This window comes from Streptomyces sp. Edi2 (assembly GCF_040253635.1).
Taxonomy (GTDB): domain Bacteria; phylum Actinomycetota; class Actinomycetes; order Streptomycetales; family Streptomycetaceae; genus Streptomyces.
Genome location: NZ_JBEJGX010000003.1, coordinates 29,225 through 45,344, shown reverse-complemented (window position 1 = coordinate 45,344; position 16,120 = coordinate 29,225). Strand labels below are relative to the sequence as shown.

The 16,120-nt window shown below is 70.3% G+C and carries 12 protein-coding genes; 9 read left to right on the top strand and 3 right to left on the bottom strand.

Going from position 1 to position 16,120, the window contains the following annotated elements; all coding sequences use genetic code 11:
- The first annotated feature begins 558 nt into the window (after positions 1-558).
- Complete coding sequence (locus tag ABR737_RS03690; RefSeq protein ID WP_350248740.1) at positions 559-1,548, top strand: ParB/RepB/Spo0J family partition protein; 990 nt, start codon at positions 559-561, stop codon at positions 1,546-1,548.
- Positions 1,549-2,174: 626 nt separating this feature from the next.
- Here ABR737_RS03690 and ABR737_RS03685 read toward each other — a convergent pair.
- Positions 2,175-3,536 (bottom strand): NAD(P)H-dependent oxidoreductase, encoded by a 1,362-nt coding sequence (locus ABR737_RS03685; RefSeq protein WP_350248739.1) that lies wholly within the window; start codon positions 3,534-3,536, stop codon positions 2,175-2,177.
- A gap of 573 nt (positions 3,537-4,109) precedes the next feature.
- Here ABR737_RS03685 and ABR737_RS03680 point away from each other — a divergent pair.
- From ABR737_RS03680 to ABR737_RS03655, 6 genes are all read left to right on the top strand, one after another.
- Positions 4,110-5,777, top strand: a complete 1,668-nt coding sequence (locus tag ABR737_RS03680) for an ABC transporter ATP-binding protein (protein ID WP_350248738.1) — start codon at positions 4,110-4,112, stop codon at positions 5,775-5,777.
- On the top strand, positions 5,774-7,516 hold the full coding sequence (locus ABR737_RS03675; RefSeq protein ID WP_350248737.1) for an ABC transporter ATP-binding protein: 1,743 nt from the start codon (positions 5,774-5,776) through the stop codon (positions 7,514-7,516). The genes ABR737_RS03680 and ABR737_RS03675 overlap by 4 nt, the downstream gene beginning before the upstream one ends.
- Before the next feature lie 86 nt (positions 7,517-7,602).
- Entirely contained in the window at positions 7,603-8,343 is a 741-nt protein-coding gene (locus ABR737_RS03670; protein ID WP_350248736.1) for an SAM-dependent methyltransferase, read from the top strand.
- A 75-nt stretch (positions 8,344-8,418) separates the two neighbouring features.
- A complete protein-coding gene (locus tag ABR737_RS03665) occupies positions 8,419-9,108 on the top strand; it encodes a StsF protein (protein ID WP_350248735.1) in 690 nt (229 codons plus the stop codon).
- Complete coding sequence (locus ABR737_RS03660; RefSeq protein WP_350248734.1) at positions 9,105-10,097, top strand: phosphotransferase family protein; 993 nt, start codon at positions 9,105-9,107, stop codon at positions 10,095-10,097. The genes ABR737_RS03665 and ABR737_RS03660 overlap by 4 nt, the downstream gene beginning before the upstream one ends.
- Before the next feature lie 41 nt (positions 10,098-10,138).
- Positions 10,139-10,783, top strand: a complete 645-nt coding sequence (locus tag ABR737_RS03655; protein WP_350248733.1) for an HAD family hydrolase — start codon at positions 10,139-10,141, stop codon at positions 10,781-10,783.
- Positions 10,784-10,789: 6 nt separating this feature from the next.
- Here the strand turns inward: ABR737_RS03655 and ABR737_RS03650 are convergent, their stop codons facing one another.
- The gene (locus tag ABR737_RS03650; RefSeq protein ID WP_350248732.1) at positions 10,790-12,064 is read right to left on the bottom strand and encodes a DegT/DnrJ/EryC1/StrS aminotransferase family protein; all 1,275 of its coding nucleotides are present in this window, start codon (positions 12,062-12,064) and stop codon (positions 10,790-10,792) included.
- A 225-nt stretch (positions 12,065-12,289) separates the two neighbouring features.
- Between ABR737_RS03650 and ABR737_RS03645 the strand changes: the two genes are divergently transcribed.
- On the top strand, positions 12,290-13,810 hold the full coding sequence (locus tag ABR737_RS03645; RefSeq protein WP_350248731.1) for a GMC family oxidoreductase: 1,521 nt from the start codon (positions 12,290-12,292) through the stop codon (positions 13,808-13,810).
- Between the two features lie 114 nt (positions 13,811-13,924).
- Positions 13,925-15,157 carry a DegT/DnrJ/EryC1/StrS aminotransferase family protein gene (locus ABR737_RS03640; RefSeq protein ID WP_350248730.1) on the top strand — a complete coding sequence of 411 codons (1,233 nt, stop codon included), beginning with the start codon at positions 13,925-13,927 and terminating at the stop codon, positions 15,155-15,157.
- Positions 15,158-15,327: 170 nt separating this feature from the next.
- Here ABR737_RS03640 and ABR737_RS03635 read toward each other — a convergent pair whose 3' ends face one another.
- A complete protein-coding gene (locus tag ABR737_RS03635; RefSeq protein WP_350256662.1) occupies positions 15,328-16,104 on the bottom strand; it encodes an inositol monophosphatase family protein in 777 nt (258 codons plus the stop codon).
- Positions 16,105-16,120 lie beyond the last annotated feature (16 nt).

Sequence of the window (16,120 nt, the reverse complement as noted above, 5' to 3'; positions counted from 1 at the left end):
GCTGGGCCGTCGATAGCTTCCACGGCGTGACACAGACAGGCCAAGTCCCGGGACGCCACGGCACGTTGCGGATCCCACGTCAGCATGCAGGCCCGATGGCGTCGCGGTCGGCCGATTGCCCGCTGTGACGGAGCCCGGAAGGGGGGCCTCCCCGCCTGGCCCGCATCCGGTTGTCCGGAGCGGAAAGCACGCAGGGCTCGCCTCTTCGGTGCCGGCCGTGAGCGTGTGTCCGCGACGACCGGCTGAGTGCTCCGCTGCGGGCACGGGACCCGCTCTCACCAAACCAGTGGTGTTCCTCCCTGCATGTACATCTCCACGTACATCGAGAATCCGCGACGAAGGGATTTTTTGCCTTGCCGACGGTCCGATTATGTTCTTCCGTCTCCCCGCCGCCGGTCGTGCTCGCCGGACTGTCCTGTCTCCCTCTCGGTATGAGCCAGGGCTCACTGCCGGACCTCAGGTCACGCAGGCGGGCAACAGGACGCGCTCTCGGGTGAGGTGACGATATGTCATACCTGCCCCTCAAGGGGGACCACAGTGCTCGCTGACGGATTGACCATGTCTGATCACAGAAATGCTGCAGCCTGCAAACCGGCAGCGATGGTGCCCACCTCCTCGTTGCTTCCCTCTCACTCGCCCAGGATTGCGGGAGAGGACGAAAGGCATGTCGAGGCGCTTGCCGAGTCGGATGCACCGCTTCCGCCCATCATCGTGCACCGGTCGACGATGCGCGTTGTCGACGGCATGCACCGCCTGCGGGCTGCCGCGCTCAGAAGCCAAGAGCGCATCGCGGTTCAGTTCTTCGAAGGCAATGAGGAAGACGCCTTCGTCCTGGCGGTGCAGCTGAATTCGGCGCATGGCCTGCCGTTGAGCCGAGCCGACCGTGCCGACGCAGCAGCACGGATCATCACCTCTCACCCGCAGTGGTCGGACCGGCGTATCGCTGCCGTCACCGGTCTCGCAGCCAGCAGCGTCGCAGCCATGCGGCCCCGTTCAACGGAAAAACCTGAGCAGTTGACCAAACGGGTGGGCAGGGACGGACGCTCCCGGCCTCTCGACCCGGCCGAAGGCCGCATACGTGCCAGCCGGCTGCTTGCCGCCAAGCCTGGCAGCACCCTCAAGGAGGTTGCCGAAGAATCCGGGGTCAGCATCGCCACGGCGAAGGATGTGCGAGACCGGGTGCGTGCTGGAAAGGACCCGTTGCCACCGAGGCTGCGTAGTGCCGCGCGGACTCAACCCGGGCCAACCGGCATTGACAAGAGGCCGGCAGGTCCTGGCCACGACGTTTTGCGCACTTCACCGCCCGACCTCGGCTTCGTACTGCGCCAGATCGCGAAGGACCCCTCCATGCGGACAGAAGCGGGCCGTTGCCTGGCGCAGTTGTTGAGGACCCATGCCCTCGTGGACGAGACCAAGTGGTGCAAGCTGGCTGCCGGAGTGCCGGGACATCGTGCTGCAGCGGTGGCCCAAGCTGCGCGGGTCTGTGCCGAGCAGTGGCTGCGTCTTGCGAGGGAGGTTGAAGCCGGCGGTCAAGAAGCGCCGGCATGAGGAGTCCGGCGGAGCCGCGATCGCCATACACCACTCGCCTTCCCGGCAGCCTGGCCGGTATTGCCCCGAAACCGGCCGTGTCTGCAGCCGCTTCCTTCCAGCAAGCGGCCGAGCCGCAGCAGCGTTCGCCGCGTACACGCGGTGAACGTCTGTGCGCTGCTGACCATGGGTGTTTCTTCCCGGTGCCCGAGCCCCGAACGCGAGCTCATCCGGCTTGTGTCAGGTAATCGACTTCGCTGAAGGTCTTCTTGCAGGCGATCGCAGAGCGATCTGCCAGGCGGGAGTGCTTGACCAGCTCTTGTGCCGGGGAACGTCTCCATGTGGAGTCCCGCTTCCCGCTTCCTGTTTCCCGCGGCGGCGTTGTCTGCGCAGCTGCCCACCGTCTCCACACCGGCCGTGCGGCAGCTGCTGCGAACACGCGGACCGGTACTGCGGTGCCGAGCCCGCAACCGGGCGGTGTTGTGCGCCGGGCGACGACGGGCTTGCCACCGCGTTCCGCAGCAGGGCGGTACTTTGCCGAAGTCGTCGCCGCGGTCGGCGAACAACGCCGTGGCCGGTAACGGCGCGGCCGCGGGGGACCGGCATTACAGTCCCGCCGCCGGGCGTCGCCCGCGCCAAGCCCCGCGTCAGACGGCGAACAGATTGTCCTGCTCGTCGCGCAGCGCATCGACGAGTCGGCCCGGCGGCAGGGACACATCGGCGTAGCTGAGCACGGTGTCTCTGGCGACAGCGCGGTGGAGCACACAACCCTCGGAGATGCCCATCGGCAGCAGGCCGTCGGCGCGCGTCACAGCGTGGGACTCGGCTACCCCGTAGCTGTCGTAGCCGCCGATTCCGTCCAGCACCGTGCCGGCGGGCAGGTCCCGCTTGGCGGTGGCCACCACGTCGACCCGGGGGCCTGCGGGCGGGGTCAGTGCCGCATCGCCGAAGTCCACGGCACGCACCACGGTGTGCGGCACCTCGAAGTGGCACAGGTGGTAGGGCGTGTAAAAGCTGTACAGTGGACCGCCTCCGAGCTTGTACAGCTCCAGGTACTGGCGCTGCGCCGGGTCGTCGTGGGTGCCCAGCACATACACACCGGGGGCGGGTTTGGCGCCCACCACGTAGTCCACGATGCCACCGAACTCACGCAGTTCGTCGATGTCGTACATCCCGGTCAACTCATCCACATGGCCGCTGTGGTCGCGTCCGTACATGCCGCGCCGGGGCACGGTGAAGCCGAAGGCGTTGGCCACGATCGCCTGCTCGAAGGAGACCTTCGTCCCGTCTGTGAAGCTGGTGATCATGCGGACGTTCTGGCCCCACCGCTTGGCGAACGGCTGCTGGGTGGTGGGTGTGCGGTACTCGTCCTGAAAGCCCTTGACGTTGCCGGCGACCAGGGGGCTCACCCCCAGACTGCGCACGAACCGCAGCAGATTGGCCTGCACCGCGGGCTGGTCACCGTCCGCCCCGGTGAGCACCACCCCGGCCGAACGGGCACGGTGCGCGAGCAACGGGCCCACCGTACAGTCCAGTTCGGCGTTCATCGTTACCACAGGCAGCCCCCGCTCGATGGCGGCGACGGTCACCCGGGCACCGAACTCCACCGCGCCGGTGACGTCCACCAGACAGTCGATGCCCTCCGCGGCGATCAGGGCGAACGCGTCCTCGGTGACCACCGGCCGGCCCCCGGCCACCGCCGCCGAGATCGCGCCCGCAGTATCGGCCCGCACGTGGACCAACCCCGCCTCGGCGTAGGCACGTTCGGCGTTGGCCGCATGACGGTTGGAGATCGCTGCCACCCGCATGCCGGCCACCGAGTTGGAGATGTGCCGCACCAGGCCGCGTCCCATATAGCCGGCGCCGACCATGCCGACCCGGATCGGCCGGCCCTCTTGCGCGCGTCGGCGCAGCACGCTATCGACGATGATCATCGGCGGCCTGCCGAAATCGCGGCCGACCAGGGCCGGCGCAGCGCGTACGAGGCGCTCGCGCGGCGGCCGGACCATGCGCCGCACCGTTCGACCGCCGGTTTCGACCCCGACGCCCCGGCCGCGGGCCCGTGCACAGGAGACGCGCACTTCGAGGACCGGAACCGGCGGACGGAGCGGCCGGGCGATCCACGGTCAGCCTCCGGCCGTTCTTGCCCGATGAGCGCCGCACCCTTCGGCAAAGTGGCGTGCACCAGCATGGCGAATCTCCGATACCTGTCGAAGCATCATGGAAGCGCGAGGCTAGGTCGATGGCACGAAGCTGGGCAACACTGCCCCGATCGGTCGCGTGCGTCCGTGCGTGCGAGAAGGCGCACACCGCACAACCGTCGCGAAAGCACACCGCATCGATGCCGAAAGCCCTCGCGCACAGCCGGCAAAGCACCGCGGACCGCGGTGCAAGGCTTTCGACTGCTTACCTTACGCAGTCGAACAGACAAGACGGCTGCCGGCTGAGCGAGTTGACGGTCTGCCCGGCGCACTCGGTATCTTCGCGCAATGCGTCCGCTCCCCGTCGCAGATCCAGGTAACCCCGATATTCGCTGCGCTTCCCGGTACTTATTGTGGCTTGCGGGCCGCGTCGCCTGGCCATTGAGTGCGGCAGCCCTCCTGGGCCTGCTCTGGCTCGGCTCGCAGGCACTCGTTCCGGTCGTCGTGCGCGAGGCCATCGACCACGGGCTCGTCCCCGGCGACATGGACGCCGTCCTTGTGTGGTCCGCCGCGCTCCTGGGCCTCGGCGTGGTCCAGGCGGCCTCAGGTACGATCCGCCGCCGGCTGAGCATGCACAACGCGCTGGCCGCCGGCTTCCGCACGGTGCAACTCGTGGTCGGCCACGCGGACCGGCTCGGTGCCGGCCTCGAACGCCGCGTGGACGACGGTGAACTCGTCAGCATCGGCACCTCGGACATGGCCACCATCGGCAACGCCTTCGACGTCGTCGGCCGGGCCTTCGGCGCCGTCGTCTCCACGCTGCTGGTGGCCGTGGTGCTGCTCGATCAGTCCCCCTCGCTCGGCCTCCTGCTGATCGTCGCCCTGCCCGCCATCATCCTCACCATGGGCTACACCCTGCGCCCGCTGCACCGCAGACAGGGCGCCTACAGGGATCTCCAGGGCGAACTGACCTCCCGGCTCACCGACGTGGTGACCGGGCTACGGGTCCTGCGCGGCGTCGGCGGTGAGACCTCCTTCGCCCGCTCGTACCGCGAGCGCTCCCAGCGCGTACGCGCCGCCGGCTCCAGGGTCGCCGGCGCCGAGGCCCTCATCCGTGCAACCCAGGTGCTGCTGCCCGGTCTGCTGGTCGCCATCGTCACCTGGATCGGCGCGCGCGCCGCGCTGAACGGCTCGGTCACACCCGGCGAACTCGTGGCCTTCTACGCATACGCCGCCTTCCTCGTCGAGCCGCTGGCCATCTTCACCGACACCGCCGACCGGTTCGCCCGCGCCCATGTCGCCGCACGCCGCGCCATAGCCGTGCTCTCGCTGCCCGCCGCCTCCCCGGACACCGAGCGCGGGCGCACCCCGCTGCCCGCCGGCGGGCACGACCTGGTCGACCAGCGCACCGGACTGGTCGTCACCCCCGGCTCGTTCCTCGCGGTGGTGGCGCCGCCGACCGAGGGCGTACAGCTCGCCGACCGGCTCGGCGGCTACACCGACGGGCCCGTCCACTACGCCGGACTGCCGCTGACCGAGCTGCGCACCGAGCAGCTGCGCGACCACATCCTCGTGGTCGACAACCATTCCCGGCTCCTTCGGGGCCCTCTGCGCGACAGCCTCGACCCGCACCGCGCCGCCTGCGACGACGACGTGCATGCCGCGCTGCGGGTGGCCGCCGCGGAGGACCTCGTCGAGGCACTGCCCAACGGCCTGGACACCGAGATCACCGCCGACGGGTCACGATTCTCCGGCGGCCAGCGGCAGCGACTGGTGCTCGCCCGAGCCATACTCGCCGACCCCGGCATCCTCGTCGTGGTCGACCCCACCTCGGCCGTTGACGCGCACACCGAGGACCGGGTCGGCCGCAGGCTGCGCGCCGCCCGCCAGGGCCGCACCACCGTCCTGGTCAGCTCCAGCCCGCTGCTGCTCGACCACGCCGAACAGGTCGCCTTCCTCCACGGCGGGCGGGTCGCCGCCACCGGCAGCCACCGTGATCTGCTGGCCACCAGCGCGCACTACCGCCTGCTCATCCAGCGCGAAACCGGCGAGGACCCTACCGGGGACACGCCCACCACCAGCTTCGTCACCCGGGGGCCCGCGCAATGAGCAGGACAACGCTGCCGGTCGCCGACACGGCCGAGGTGCGCAAGCACGCCCGCGTCCTGGCCCGGCGCCACACCCGCGACCTCGGCTGGATGCTGACACTGCACGGACTGGCCGCGGTGTGCGCACTGCTTGCTCCCTGGCTGATCGGCCGACTGATCGACGAAGTGGCCGGTACCACCACCGCCGACACGGTCAATCTGCTCGGCCTCGGCCTGCTGGTCTCACTGATCTCCCAGGCCGCGCTCACCTACTGGGCGGTCCAGCGCTCCTGCCGGTTCGGCGAGAAGATCACCGCCGAGGTGCGCGAAGACTTCGTCGACCGGGTGGTGGGCTTGCCGCTGTCCACCGTGGAGGACGCCGAACCCGGCGATTTGATCACCCGCGCCTCACGCGACACCGACGCCCTCACCAACACTGTCCGCTACGCCGCCCCCGAGACCCTCATCGCCTCGCTGACCTGCCTGTTCACATTCGGCGCCCTGCTGCTGGTCGGCCCACTCACCGCGCTGCCGAGCCTTCTGGTGATACCGCTGCTGTGGGCCGGCACCCGCTGGTATCTGCGCCGCTCCGGCGCCGCCTACCGCAGGCGCGGGGCCAGCTACGTGGCGCTCGGCGACAGCCTCGCCGAGACTGTACCCGGCGCCCGCACCACCGAGGCATTCGGTCTCCAGCACTGGCGCCGCCGGGCGCTCGACCGCGACCTGGTGCAGGCATACCAGGCCGAACGCCACACGATGTGGCTGCGCAGCTCCTGGTACCTGCTGGTTGAGCTCAGCTACGCCGTCCCGCTGGTGGCCACCCTCGCCATCGGCGGGCTGCTCTACACACGTGACCTGGCCTCGCTGGGCCAAGTGGTCGCTGCCACCCTCTATGTACGGCAGTTGATCTTCCCGCTGGACGACGTACTGAGCTGGACGGACGAACTGCAGATCGGCTCGGCCTCGCTGGCCCGGGTGCTCGGCGTGAGCAAGCTGCCGGCCGACCGCGCACCCACCGGCGCCCTGCCCTCAGGACAAGACCTCACCGCCTGCGCCGTCACCTACTCCTACGTGCCCGGACTCACCGTTCTGCACGACATCGACCTCGACCTCGCACCGGGCGAACGGCTCGCCGTCGTCGGCCCCTCCGGCTCCGGCAAGTCCACCCTCGGCAAGCTGCTCGCGGGCATCTACCACCCCGGCTCCGGCACGGTCCGGCTCGGTGGGGTGCCACTGGTCGAACTGAGCACCGGGGAACTGCGCGGCCGCATCGCGCTGGTCACCCAGGAACAGCACGTCTTCCGCGGCACCCTGCAGGAAAACCTCACCCTCGCCCGACCGGGCGCCGACGGCACCGAGGTGCGCCGCGCCCTGGAAGTGGTCGGCGCCGACGACTGGGCAGCGGCGCTGCCCGACGGCCTCGACACCCTCATCGGTTCCACCGGGCACGAGCTCACCGCCGCACAGGCCCAACAGGTCGCACTGGCCCGGCTGGTGCTCGCCAACCCACACACCCTGGTCCTCGACGAGGCCACCGCACTGCTCGACCCCGCCACGGCCCGGCACACCGAGCGGGCCATGGCCGCCGTGCTGAACGACCGCACCGTCATCGCCATCGCGCACCGGCTGCACACCGCCGAGGACGCCGACCGGATCGCGGTCGTCGAGCAGGGCCGTGTCACCGAACTGGGCAGCCACCACGAACTGCTGGCAGCGAGCGGCGCCTATGCCGCATTGTGGCGAGCCTGGCACGGTGAATGAATCCCCCGCCCGCACGGTGAATCAAATCATTGCGGCAAATGCGGCTCCAGTTCTAGCCTGAGCATATGAACCCAAGGAAACCGCATGTGGATTGGGACAGCCTTTTCGGCGGCGACTACGACTATTTCGATCTCCCCGATCTCACTCCGGAACTGAGCGAGAAAGAAGCGTCGAGCATGGTCGAACTCGGCGGATTCGAGCCGGGAATGGATCTCCTTGACGCACCCTGCGGGCACGGCCGCCACGCCAACGTGCTGGCCTCCCGGGGTTATCGGGTGGTCGGCATCGACCGCGACGAGCGGTTCCTCGCGATGGCCCGAGACGAAGCCGAGAAAACGGGGGTCCAGGTCGATTACCGGCACGTCGATCTGCGCGAGATGTCCTTTGCCGCCGAATTCGACGCAGCCGTCTCCTGGTACAGTTCCTTCGGCTACTTCGACGATGAGACCGACCGGGACATTCTGCGACGCTATCGCCGCGCACTTCGCCCCGGCGGCCGGTTCCTGCTCGATATGCATTCTCCCTACCGGCACATTCCGAGCGTGCTGGCCAATCACGACATGCACGTCGACATCCTGCGCCGCGGACAGGACATGGCCATCGACGTCCAGGAACTCGACGCCGAGGCCAGCCGCTACTACGCGGAGAAGACCACCATTCGCGACAACAAGGTGGAACGCGCCCGCTACAGCGTCCGCATGTTCACCGCCCCCGAAATCAGCGAGTGGTTCCGCTCTGCCGGGTTCTCCCACACCCGGGTCATGGACGGGACCGGCGCACCCTTCACCGTCAGCAGCCGCCGCCTGGTGGTGCTCGGCACCGCCTGAGCCGCCCGCGCATCCCCCCGGGCCCGACCGTCCCCAAGACAGCCACCGTGACGACCATCCGCGAAAGAGGTTTCTGTGGACGCCAACTCCGTCCGTCCCAAGGCCCCGATCGACCGGTTGCGCACCTCCGGCGCCGACCTCGACATCGACTCTCTCCGCACCTTCTACACCGCCCACCGGTGCGCCCAGATCCCGCAGGTCGCCGACGTCACCGCACTCAAGGAGGCGGCTCTGTCGATCTACCGGCAGCTGAGCGACGAGCCCGTGCTCGACGCTCAGGAACACGCGGCCGGCGACGGTTCGCTCGGCTACGGCTTCCGACTGCTGCGCATCGACGCCAAGTCAGACTCACCCGCCCACGCCGAACGCGTCACCACCGTCTTCCGCCACCACGGGCTGCTCGACTGGGCCGAACACGCGGCCCGTCACCTGCTGCCCGTGGTCGAGGCCATCACCGGCCGCCAACTGCACTACGAGCGGGTGTTCCTGCTGGCCTACCGAGAAGGCGACTACATCGGCCCGCACGGTGCCGAGGAGGACACCGACCTCAACCGCTTCAACCTGCAGTTCCCGCTGTGCTACGACGCCGTCGGCACCATGCGCATCCTGCGCCAGGGCTACCTGGAGCCGCTCTACGACCGCGACGGCGACGCCCGGCTGCTCGGCCCACGTATGTGGCACGAAGTACCGCCACTGCTCCGGCTGCCCGACGCACCGGACCCCCTTCGCCTGGTCGTCTCGCTGCGGCTGATGGCACATCGGTGACCGGCACCACGACCGGCCGCGAACGCGCGGCGCGCGCCGCACAGACCGCCGCCGTAGCAGCCGAGATCTTCCGGCGCCACGGCGTGGACTTCGCGACCGCCCGCCGCGCGGCCGGCTGGACCAACGCCACCTGGCTGGGCGGCGGACTCGCCGTACGCGTCGCGGGCTCAACCGCAGCCCAGGACCTGGTGCGTGAGACCCGGCTGGCCCGGCTGCTGCCCCCTGAGGTGGGCTATCCGGCGGTGCTGGACTTCGGCACGACCCGCGGCTGCGAATGGGTGGTCACCCGGGAGATCCCCGCGACCAGCCTGGACGAGGCCTGGCCTACGCTCGATGGTGAACGGCGCGTGACCGCGACCCGGCAACTGTGGGAGCGGGCCCGGGCGGTGCACCGCGTCGACCCGGCCTCCGCCGCGCCCGTGGCCCGCACCCGCAACCCCTTCTACGCGCAATCCCCCAACGAGGCCGAGGACGGCCTGCTGCGGCTGCACACGGCCGGGGTGCTCACCGACACCGAACACGAACGGCTGAGCGCCGCGCTCGACCGCCACTGGGCGGCCCTGGCCGATGCCGCCTCCGTGCTCAATCACGGCGATCTCTCCCCGGTCAACGCGCTGTGGGACGGCACTGACGTGGTGTCCCTGCTGGACTTCGAGTTCGCGGTCCTCGCGCCGGTGCAACTGGACCTGAACGAACTGGTCAAAATGGCCTACGCACCCGTGCAGGCAGACGCGCAGCCGACCGCCGAGGAGCAGGCCGACCGGACACTGCTGCAGGAAGCGGTGGCTGACCTGGCTCGCCCCCTGCTGCACACCGAAGCCGACATCGACCTGCTCACCGGCTACTCGATCCAGCTGGAGACCTGGGGCCTGGAGCGCGAGCTGGCCAAACCCGGCAGACAGGCGTACCGGCAAGGGGAGCCCTACCGGATGCTCGTCGCCTGGGCGCACACGGACGGCGGCTGCTGCGCCCCGCTGCTGGAGCGCTGAGCCGAGGCCGTCACCGGCCCTGCGGGCAGAGAGGACTTGCGATGATTCGAACGCTGTTCGTGGACGTCGGCGGCGTGCTCTACAACAACATCAACGAAGAGACGGACTTCCTTGCACGGCTTGCCGATCGCTACGGCGCGGACCGGGCGGAAATCGCCCGGCGCGTCGAGGCGTCGGCGCCCGAATACGAGAGCGGCGAGCGTCATGTGCACCAAGTGCTCGCCCGCCTCGTCGCGGACGGACACAGACTCTCGGCCGACACACCCACAGAAACGCGCTGGCTGGACCGCGCCTACCTGGGCAGCGTCCGCCCATACCACGACAGCTTCCGCGCGCTGCGCGAACTACGCCAGGAGCGGCCGGAGGTGACGGTGGTCCTCACCAACAACGAGGCCGAGCACTGGGACCGCCTGAAGGACGAGACCTACGGACACTTCGCGCTGTTCGACATGCTGTGCTCGTCCTGGCGCGTGGGCCGCGTGAAACCGGCACTGTCGTTCTTCACCGCGGCACTGCACGGGTGCCGTGCGACGGCCGCCGAGACGCTGCTCATCGACGACCGCGCCACGGTGCTGCGAGTGGGGGCCGAGCTGGGGATGCACACCCTGCACGTGTCCACCCCGGAGGTCTTCGCCCACCGGCTCGGCCGGGCGGTGCGGGGCGACGTGCTGCCGTCCATGCCGTGACGTCCGTCAGCGGGCGACCTCCCGGACGTTGTCCAGGACCTTCCTGAACGCCCGCGCGATGTCGTCGATGGCGTCGAGCGGGGCCAGGAGCACCTCGTGACCGAAGCTCACCACGCTTCCGTAGATGCGCTTGGCCACCGGGAGATCGAACCGCGACGGGGCCACCCTCTCCAGGAACTGCGCATCGGTGGCGAACCGCCGGCGTGAGGCAGGCCGGTGAAGCGGATTGTCGTTCAGCGGCCGATGGGTCTGCGTCACCGCGAAACCCAATTCGGCGGTGAGTGCGCGGGCGATCCGCTCCACCGGTGCCACGGCCAGCACCTCGTCGGGCAGCCGCACCATGTAGCGGTAGTAGCTACGGTCGGTGGTCCCCGGGGAGGTGTTCTGCACCACCATCCCTATTTCGCCGAGCCGGTCGGAGAGGTGGTCCGCGGCCCGCACCCGGCGGGCGTTCTGCCCGTCGAGCAGGGCCAGCTGATCCAGCAGCACCGCCGCGTGGAACTCCGACAGACAGGCGTTGCTGCCCATCAGCTGACCGGTCTCCTCCAGCTCCATCTCGCCCACCTCCACCGGATCGCGGCGCACCACCCGCCCGTCCGCGCGCAGATGCTCCGCGCGCATCGCGATGTCCGCGTCGTCGGTCACCAGCGCACCGCCCTCGCCGCACGTCAGCAACTTGCTGCCCTGCATGCTGAAGACCCCGGCCATGCCGAACGCACCTACCGGCCAGTTGCCGTAACTGGCGCCGTGTGCGTGCGCGCAGTCCTCGATCACCGGCAGACCGTGGCGCTGGGCGATGTCCAGCAGTGAGTCCAGGTCCGCGACGGCCGAGTAGGCGTGCACCACGGTGATGGCCTGGGTCCGCTCGGTGATCGCCGCCTCCACGGCCGCCGGGTCCAGGCAGTAAGTGTCCGGGTCGATGTCCACCAGCACCGGTACGGCGTTGATGCCGAGCACGGCCGACGCGGACGCCACCCAGCTCAGCCCGGGCACGATCACCTCGTCCCCGGCACCGACCCCGCACGCCTCCAGCGCGATGGCCAGCGAGGCGGTTCCCGTCGCCATCGGCACGCACATCGCCGAACGGCAGTAGTCTGCGAATGCGGCCGCGAATTGACGCTCGTAGGATTGCCGCCCCTGATAGGCGCAGCTAATCGTCCAACGGCCGCTCATCAATACGTCTTCGAGGCTTTTCAGCGCACGTTCGCCCGGCTGCGGCCAACGCGGCCACTCGCGGTCGGACAGACGCGGTCCACCGGAGATCGCCAGTGAATTTCCCATGATTGCCCTCACTTTCGAGAATGCGACGGATGAAGTCGGAATTTACGCACCTCCGTCAGTCGTACGCCACAGTCCCGACGACGCGCGGTCCGTGAACAGCTGAGGCGTTCGACCGAGGAACGCACGCAGTCGAACAGATGGGTACGCTGCAGCGAACCGGCCGCCTGGAAATCAGGTCGCCTCTTCGCGGCCAGAGGCGGGAAAACATCAGGCGAGGAGTCAGAGATGTCCGGCCACCCCGCACCGAAGCACGACGCGGCCCGACCACGGACCGGCGGGCCGGGCTCCTCCCGGCCCATCCCGACCCATGCCCGGACCGTGATCGTCGGCGGCGGGCTCGCCGGCGTCGAACTCGCCGCCGCGCTGGCCGGCCACGGCGTCCAGGACGTGCTGCTGCTGGAGGCGGGGCCCGGCGAGGATCTGGCACACATTCACATGACGCACCATCAGAAGACCGCCACCGAGATCGTCTTCGCGCCGCAGCACGACCCGCACTTCCACCGGCCCTGGCGGTCCGAGACACCCCCGCACTACACCGGTATCTCCGGGCTGCGCCGCCGACTGGGCGGCCGGTCCCTGTACTGGCACGGGGTGGTGCTGCCACTGGAGGACTGGGCGCTGCACCCGCCCGGGTGGCCGGCCGAGGTCGTCGCCGACCTGACCACCGGTGTCGCCGACAAGCCCTCCTGGTACGCGCGGGTCACCGCCGACCTGACCGCCTGGAGCGGCGGCAGGCTGTGGGACCCCGCCCAACCCGCCCGGACCGTCCTCGGAGGCCACGAGTTCCGCCCGTTGCCCCGCGCCTGCCGGCGTCTGCCCGGCGACCGCTGGGAGGCGTACACCGCCCTGGACGCCTGGCGCCGGCCCGCCGGCCGGCCCGCCCCGCCGCCCGGCGTCCAGGTGCACTGCGACACCGAGGTGCTCGCCGTGGACGTGCGCGACGGACGGGCCCGAGGGGTCCTGGCACGCACCGCCTACGGCACCCTGACGACGATCGCCGCCGACACCGTGGTGCTGTGCGCAGGCACCGTGGAGAGCACCCGGCTGGCCGTGCATGCCCTCACCGAGGCGGACGCCCTGCCCCAACCCCGGCTCGGCGGCCTCGCCGACCACATCGTGCAGGGCTTTGTGGCCCGGCTTCCGGCCGACCGTCTGCCCGCACCCGGCTCGTACCACCTGCCCACCGACCCGGCGCTGCGCTCCTACCTACGGATGGACATCCACGACGACGGGCCCGGCCGGGCACTGCTGGATGTACGGGTCACCGGCGAGCAACTCCCCAACGAACACAGCGCGGTGGAGTGCCGGCCCTCCGACGAACCGCCCTGGCAGGCCCGCGTCCACACCGAACTGCTCCCCGAGGACCGCAAGATGATCAGCGGGCAGCGCGACCTGCTGCGCGACTTCTGGGCGGTGGCCGCCGCCGAACTGGGGGCGCCCGCCACCCCCCTGGAGTTCACCGACTTCGGCGACGCCGACCGCGACAACACCCGGGTGCTGCCCGACCGCACCCGCCGCCAGCCGGCCGGCAGGCCCGAGACCTGGACGAGCCTGCTCGGCACCGAGGACCACGAGGGCGGCAGCCTGCCGCTCGGCCGGCTGCTCGATGCGCGCCACGCCTTCACCGCGCTGCCCGGTCTCTACGCCGCGGGCCCGGCCGTCTTCCCCCGCCTGGGCGCCGCCAACCCGTCCCTGACCACCATTGCGCTCTCCCGCCGGCTTGCCGCCCTACTGGCCGGCGCCTGAATGCCGGCGCTGCGCACAGCAGCACCCTCAGGTGCACCGGCGCCCGCATACCGAGGCCCCGACGTCCGCCGGCGCCCCATGAGCCCACCGCGTCACACCCAGGGAGGAACTACAGTGCCGGGACCGGGATACCGCTTCTTCGGCGACGAGGAGCGAGCCAATGTCATGGCTGTGCTCGACCGCTGGTACGCCCGCCGCGAGGCGTTCGACGACCCCGGTGAGGGGGAGTGGGTCCGCCGCTTCGAACGAGCGGCGGCCGAACGCTTCGGCACCGCCCACTGCCTCGGCGTTAACAGCGGCACCTCCGCGCTCGTCGCGGCCCTCGTGGGACTCGGCATCGGACCGGGGGACGAGGTCATCGTGCCCGGCTACATGTTCGTCGCCTCGATCGCGGCAGTACTGCACTGCGGTGCCGATGTGGTGCTCGCCGAGGTCGACGAGTCCCTCACCCTGGACCCGGCCGACGTACGGGCCAGGATCACCCCCCGCACTCGGGCGATCATGCCCGTGCACATGCTGGGCGCACCCGCCGACATGACCGCGCTGCGCGACCTCGCCGACAAGCACGGACTGCAACTGCTGGAAGACTGCGCGCAAAGCGCCGGCGGCAGCTACCGGGGTCGGCCGCTCGGCACCCTGGGCAGCGCCGGTGCATTCTCCCTCAACCACTACAAGGTGATCACCTCGCTGCAGGGCGGGTTCGTGCTCAGCGACGCCCCGCTGGTCTTCCAGCGGGCCTACTCCTTCCACGACCAGGGCTGGTTCCCCTACCGCCAGGACCGCGGCGAGGGCGACCTGCTGCTCGGTATGAACCTGGGCCTCGGCGAACTGAACGCCGCCGTGGCGCTCGCGCAGCTCAACAAGCTCGACCTGATCCTCGGCCGCATCCGCGATGTCAAACGCCGACTGGTCGAGGCGGTCGGTGAACTGCCCGGGGTGCGCGGCAGGACCCTGCACGACCCTGCGGGGGAGTGCGGCACCGTCGCCGTGTACGTCTTCGAGGACGCCGCGCACGCCCAGGACGTCGCCGACCGGCTCGGAACCCGAACACTCCTCGACTCGCCGACGCACTACTACGCCGGGCTGCCGGCGCTCACCGCATTCGGCCGCGGCGACCGCTCCACCGTGCCGTTCCGCGCCCCGGGCGGGCGCCCCGCGCATCCCTTCGAACCTGGCGCGCTGCCCCGCACGGACAGCATCCTCGCCCGCTCCCTCGCCCTCGCCACCGGCCTCTCCGACGGCTACCTCGGCCCCGGAACCGGCGTCCACGCCGACTCCTCGAACGCCGAGATTGACCACGCCGCCGACACCTTCCGCCGTGCGGTCAAGGGCGAGGCGCTGCCCTGAAGGCACCGTCAGACACGGCAGCAGTCCGCACGACCGGCACGGCAGCATCCCGGCAGGAACTGCCGGGCACCCGGCACACCGGGCGGGACGGCCGCCCCGTGGCCGGTGTGCCCAGGACGCTGCGGGACGCGCTACGGTGGCGCCGGCCCGGCCCGGCGCCACCCAAGCCGTTACGCACCCGCGTCATGCAGCAGCCCGGTCAGTTCGTCCGCGACCCCTTCCGCCGCGTACACCAGCCAGCGCCCGTCCAGCCGGCTGCCCCCGCGCAGGTCGTCAACCCGACCACCGGCCTCCCGCACCAGCAGGGCGCCCGGCGCCCGATCCCAGACGTGGCCGCCCTCGTCGACCACCGCGTCGGCACGGCCCTCCAGCAGATCGGCAACCAGGCACACCGAGGACTCGATCCAGCTCATCCGGCCGCGCACCGGCTCGACGGGGGAGTCCGGCATCAGGAAGCCACCCACCCGGGCCGTCCGAAGTGGTACGCCCGCCTCCGGTATGCGCAGTGCACGTGCCGCCGACAGCGCAGCGCCACCGGTGGACGCGAACGCGCCCCCATCCCGAACCGCCCACCACTTGGCACCTTCGGTGGGTCGGCTCAGCACGGCGGCCCGCAGCTCCCCATCGACCTCCAGGGCCACATGGGTACCCCATCCGTGCTCTCCGGCCAGGAAGGGGATCGTGCCGTCGATGGGATCCAGGATCCAACGGCGCCCGGACGCGGTCCCGAGCGCGCCGCTCTCCTCGCTCAGCACCGCGTCCCCGGGCCGTTCCGCCGCCAGTACCGCCAACAAGGCTCTCTCCACGGCGAGATCGGCCTCGCTGACCGGGCTTCCGTCGCTCTTGCGCCGCGCGGTCGGCTGCCGTCCAAAGAATCCCAGAGCCAATTCGCCAGCCATTTCCGCCAGTCGGTGCGCGAGGCGCACATCGCTGTCATCAGCCATCAGCCCACCATATCCGTGG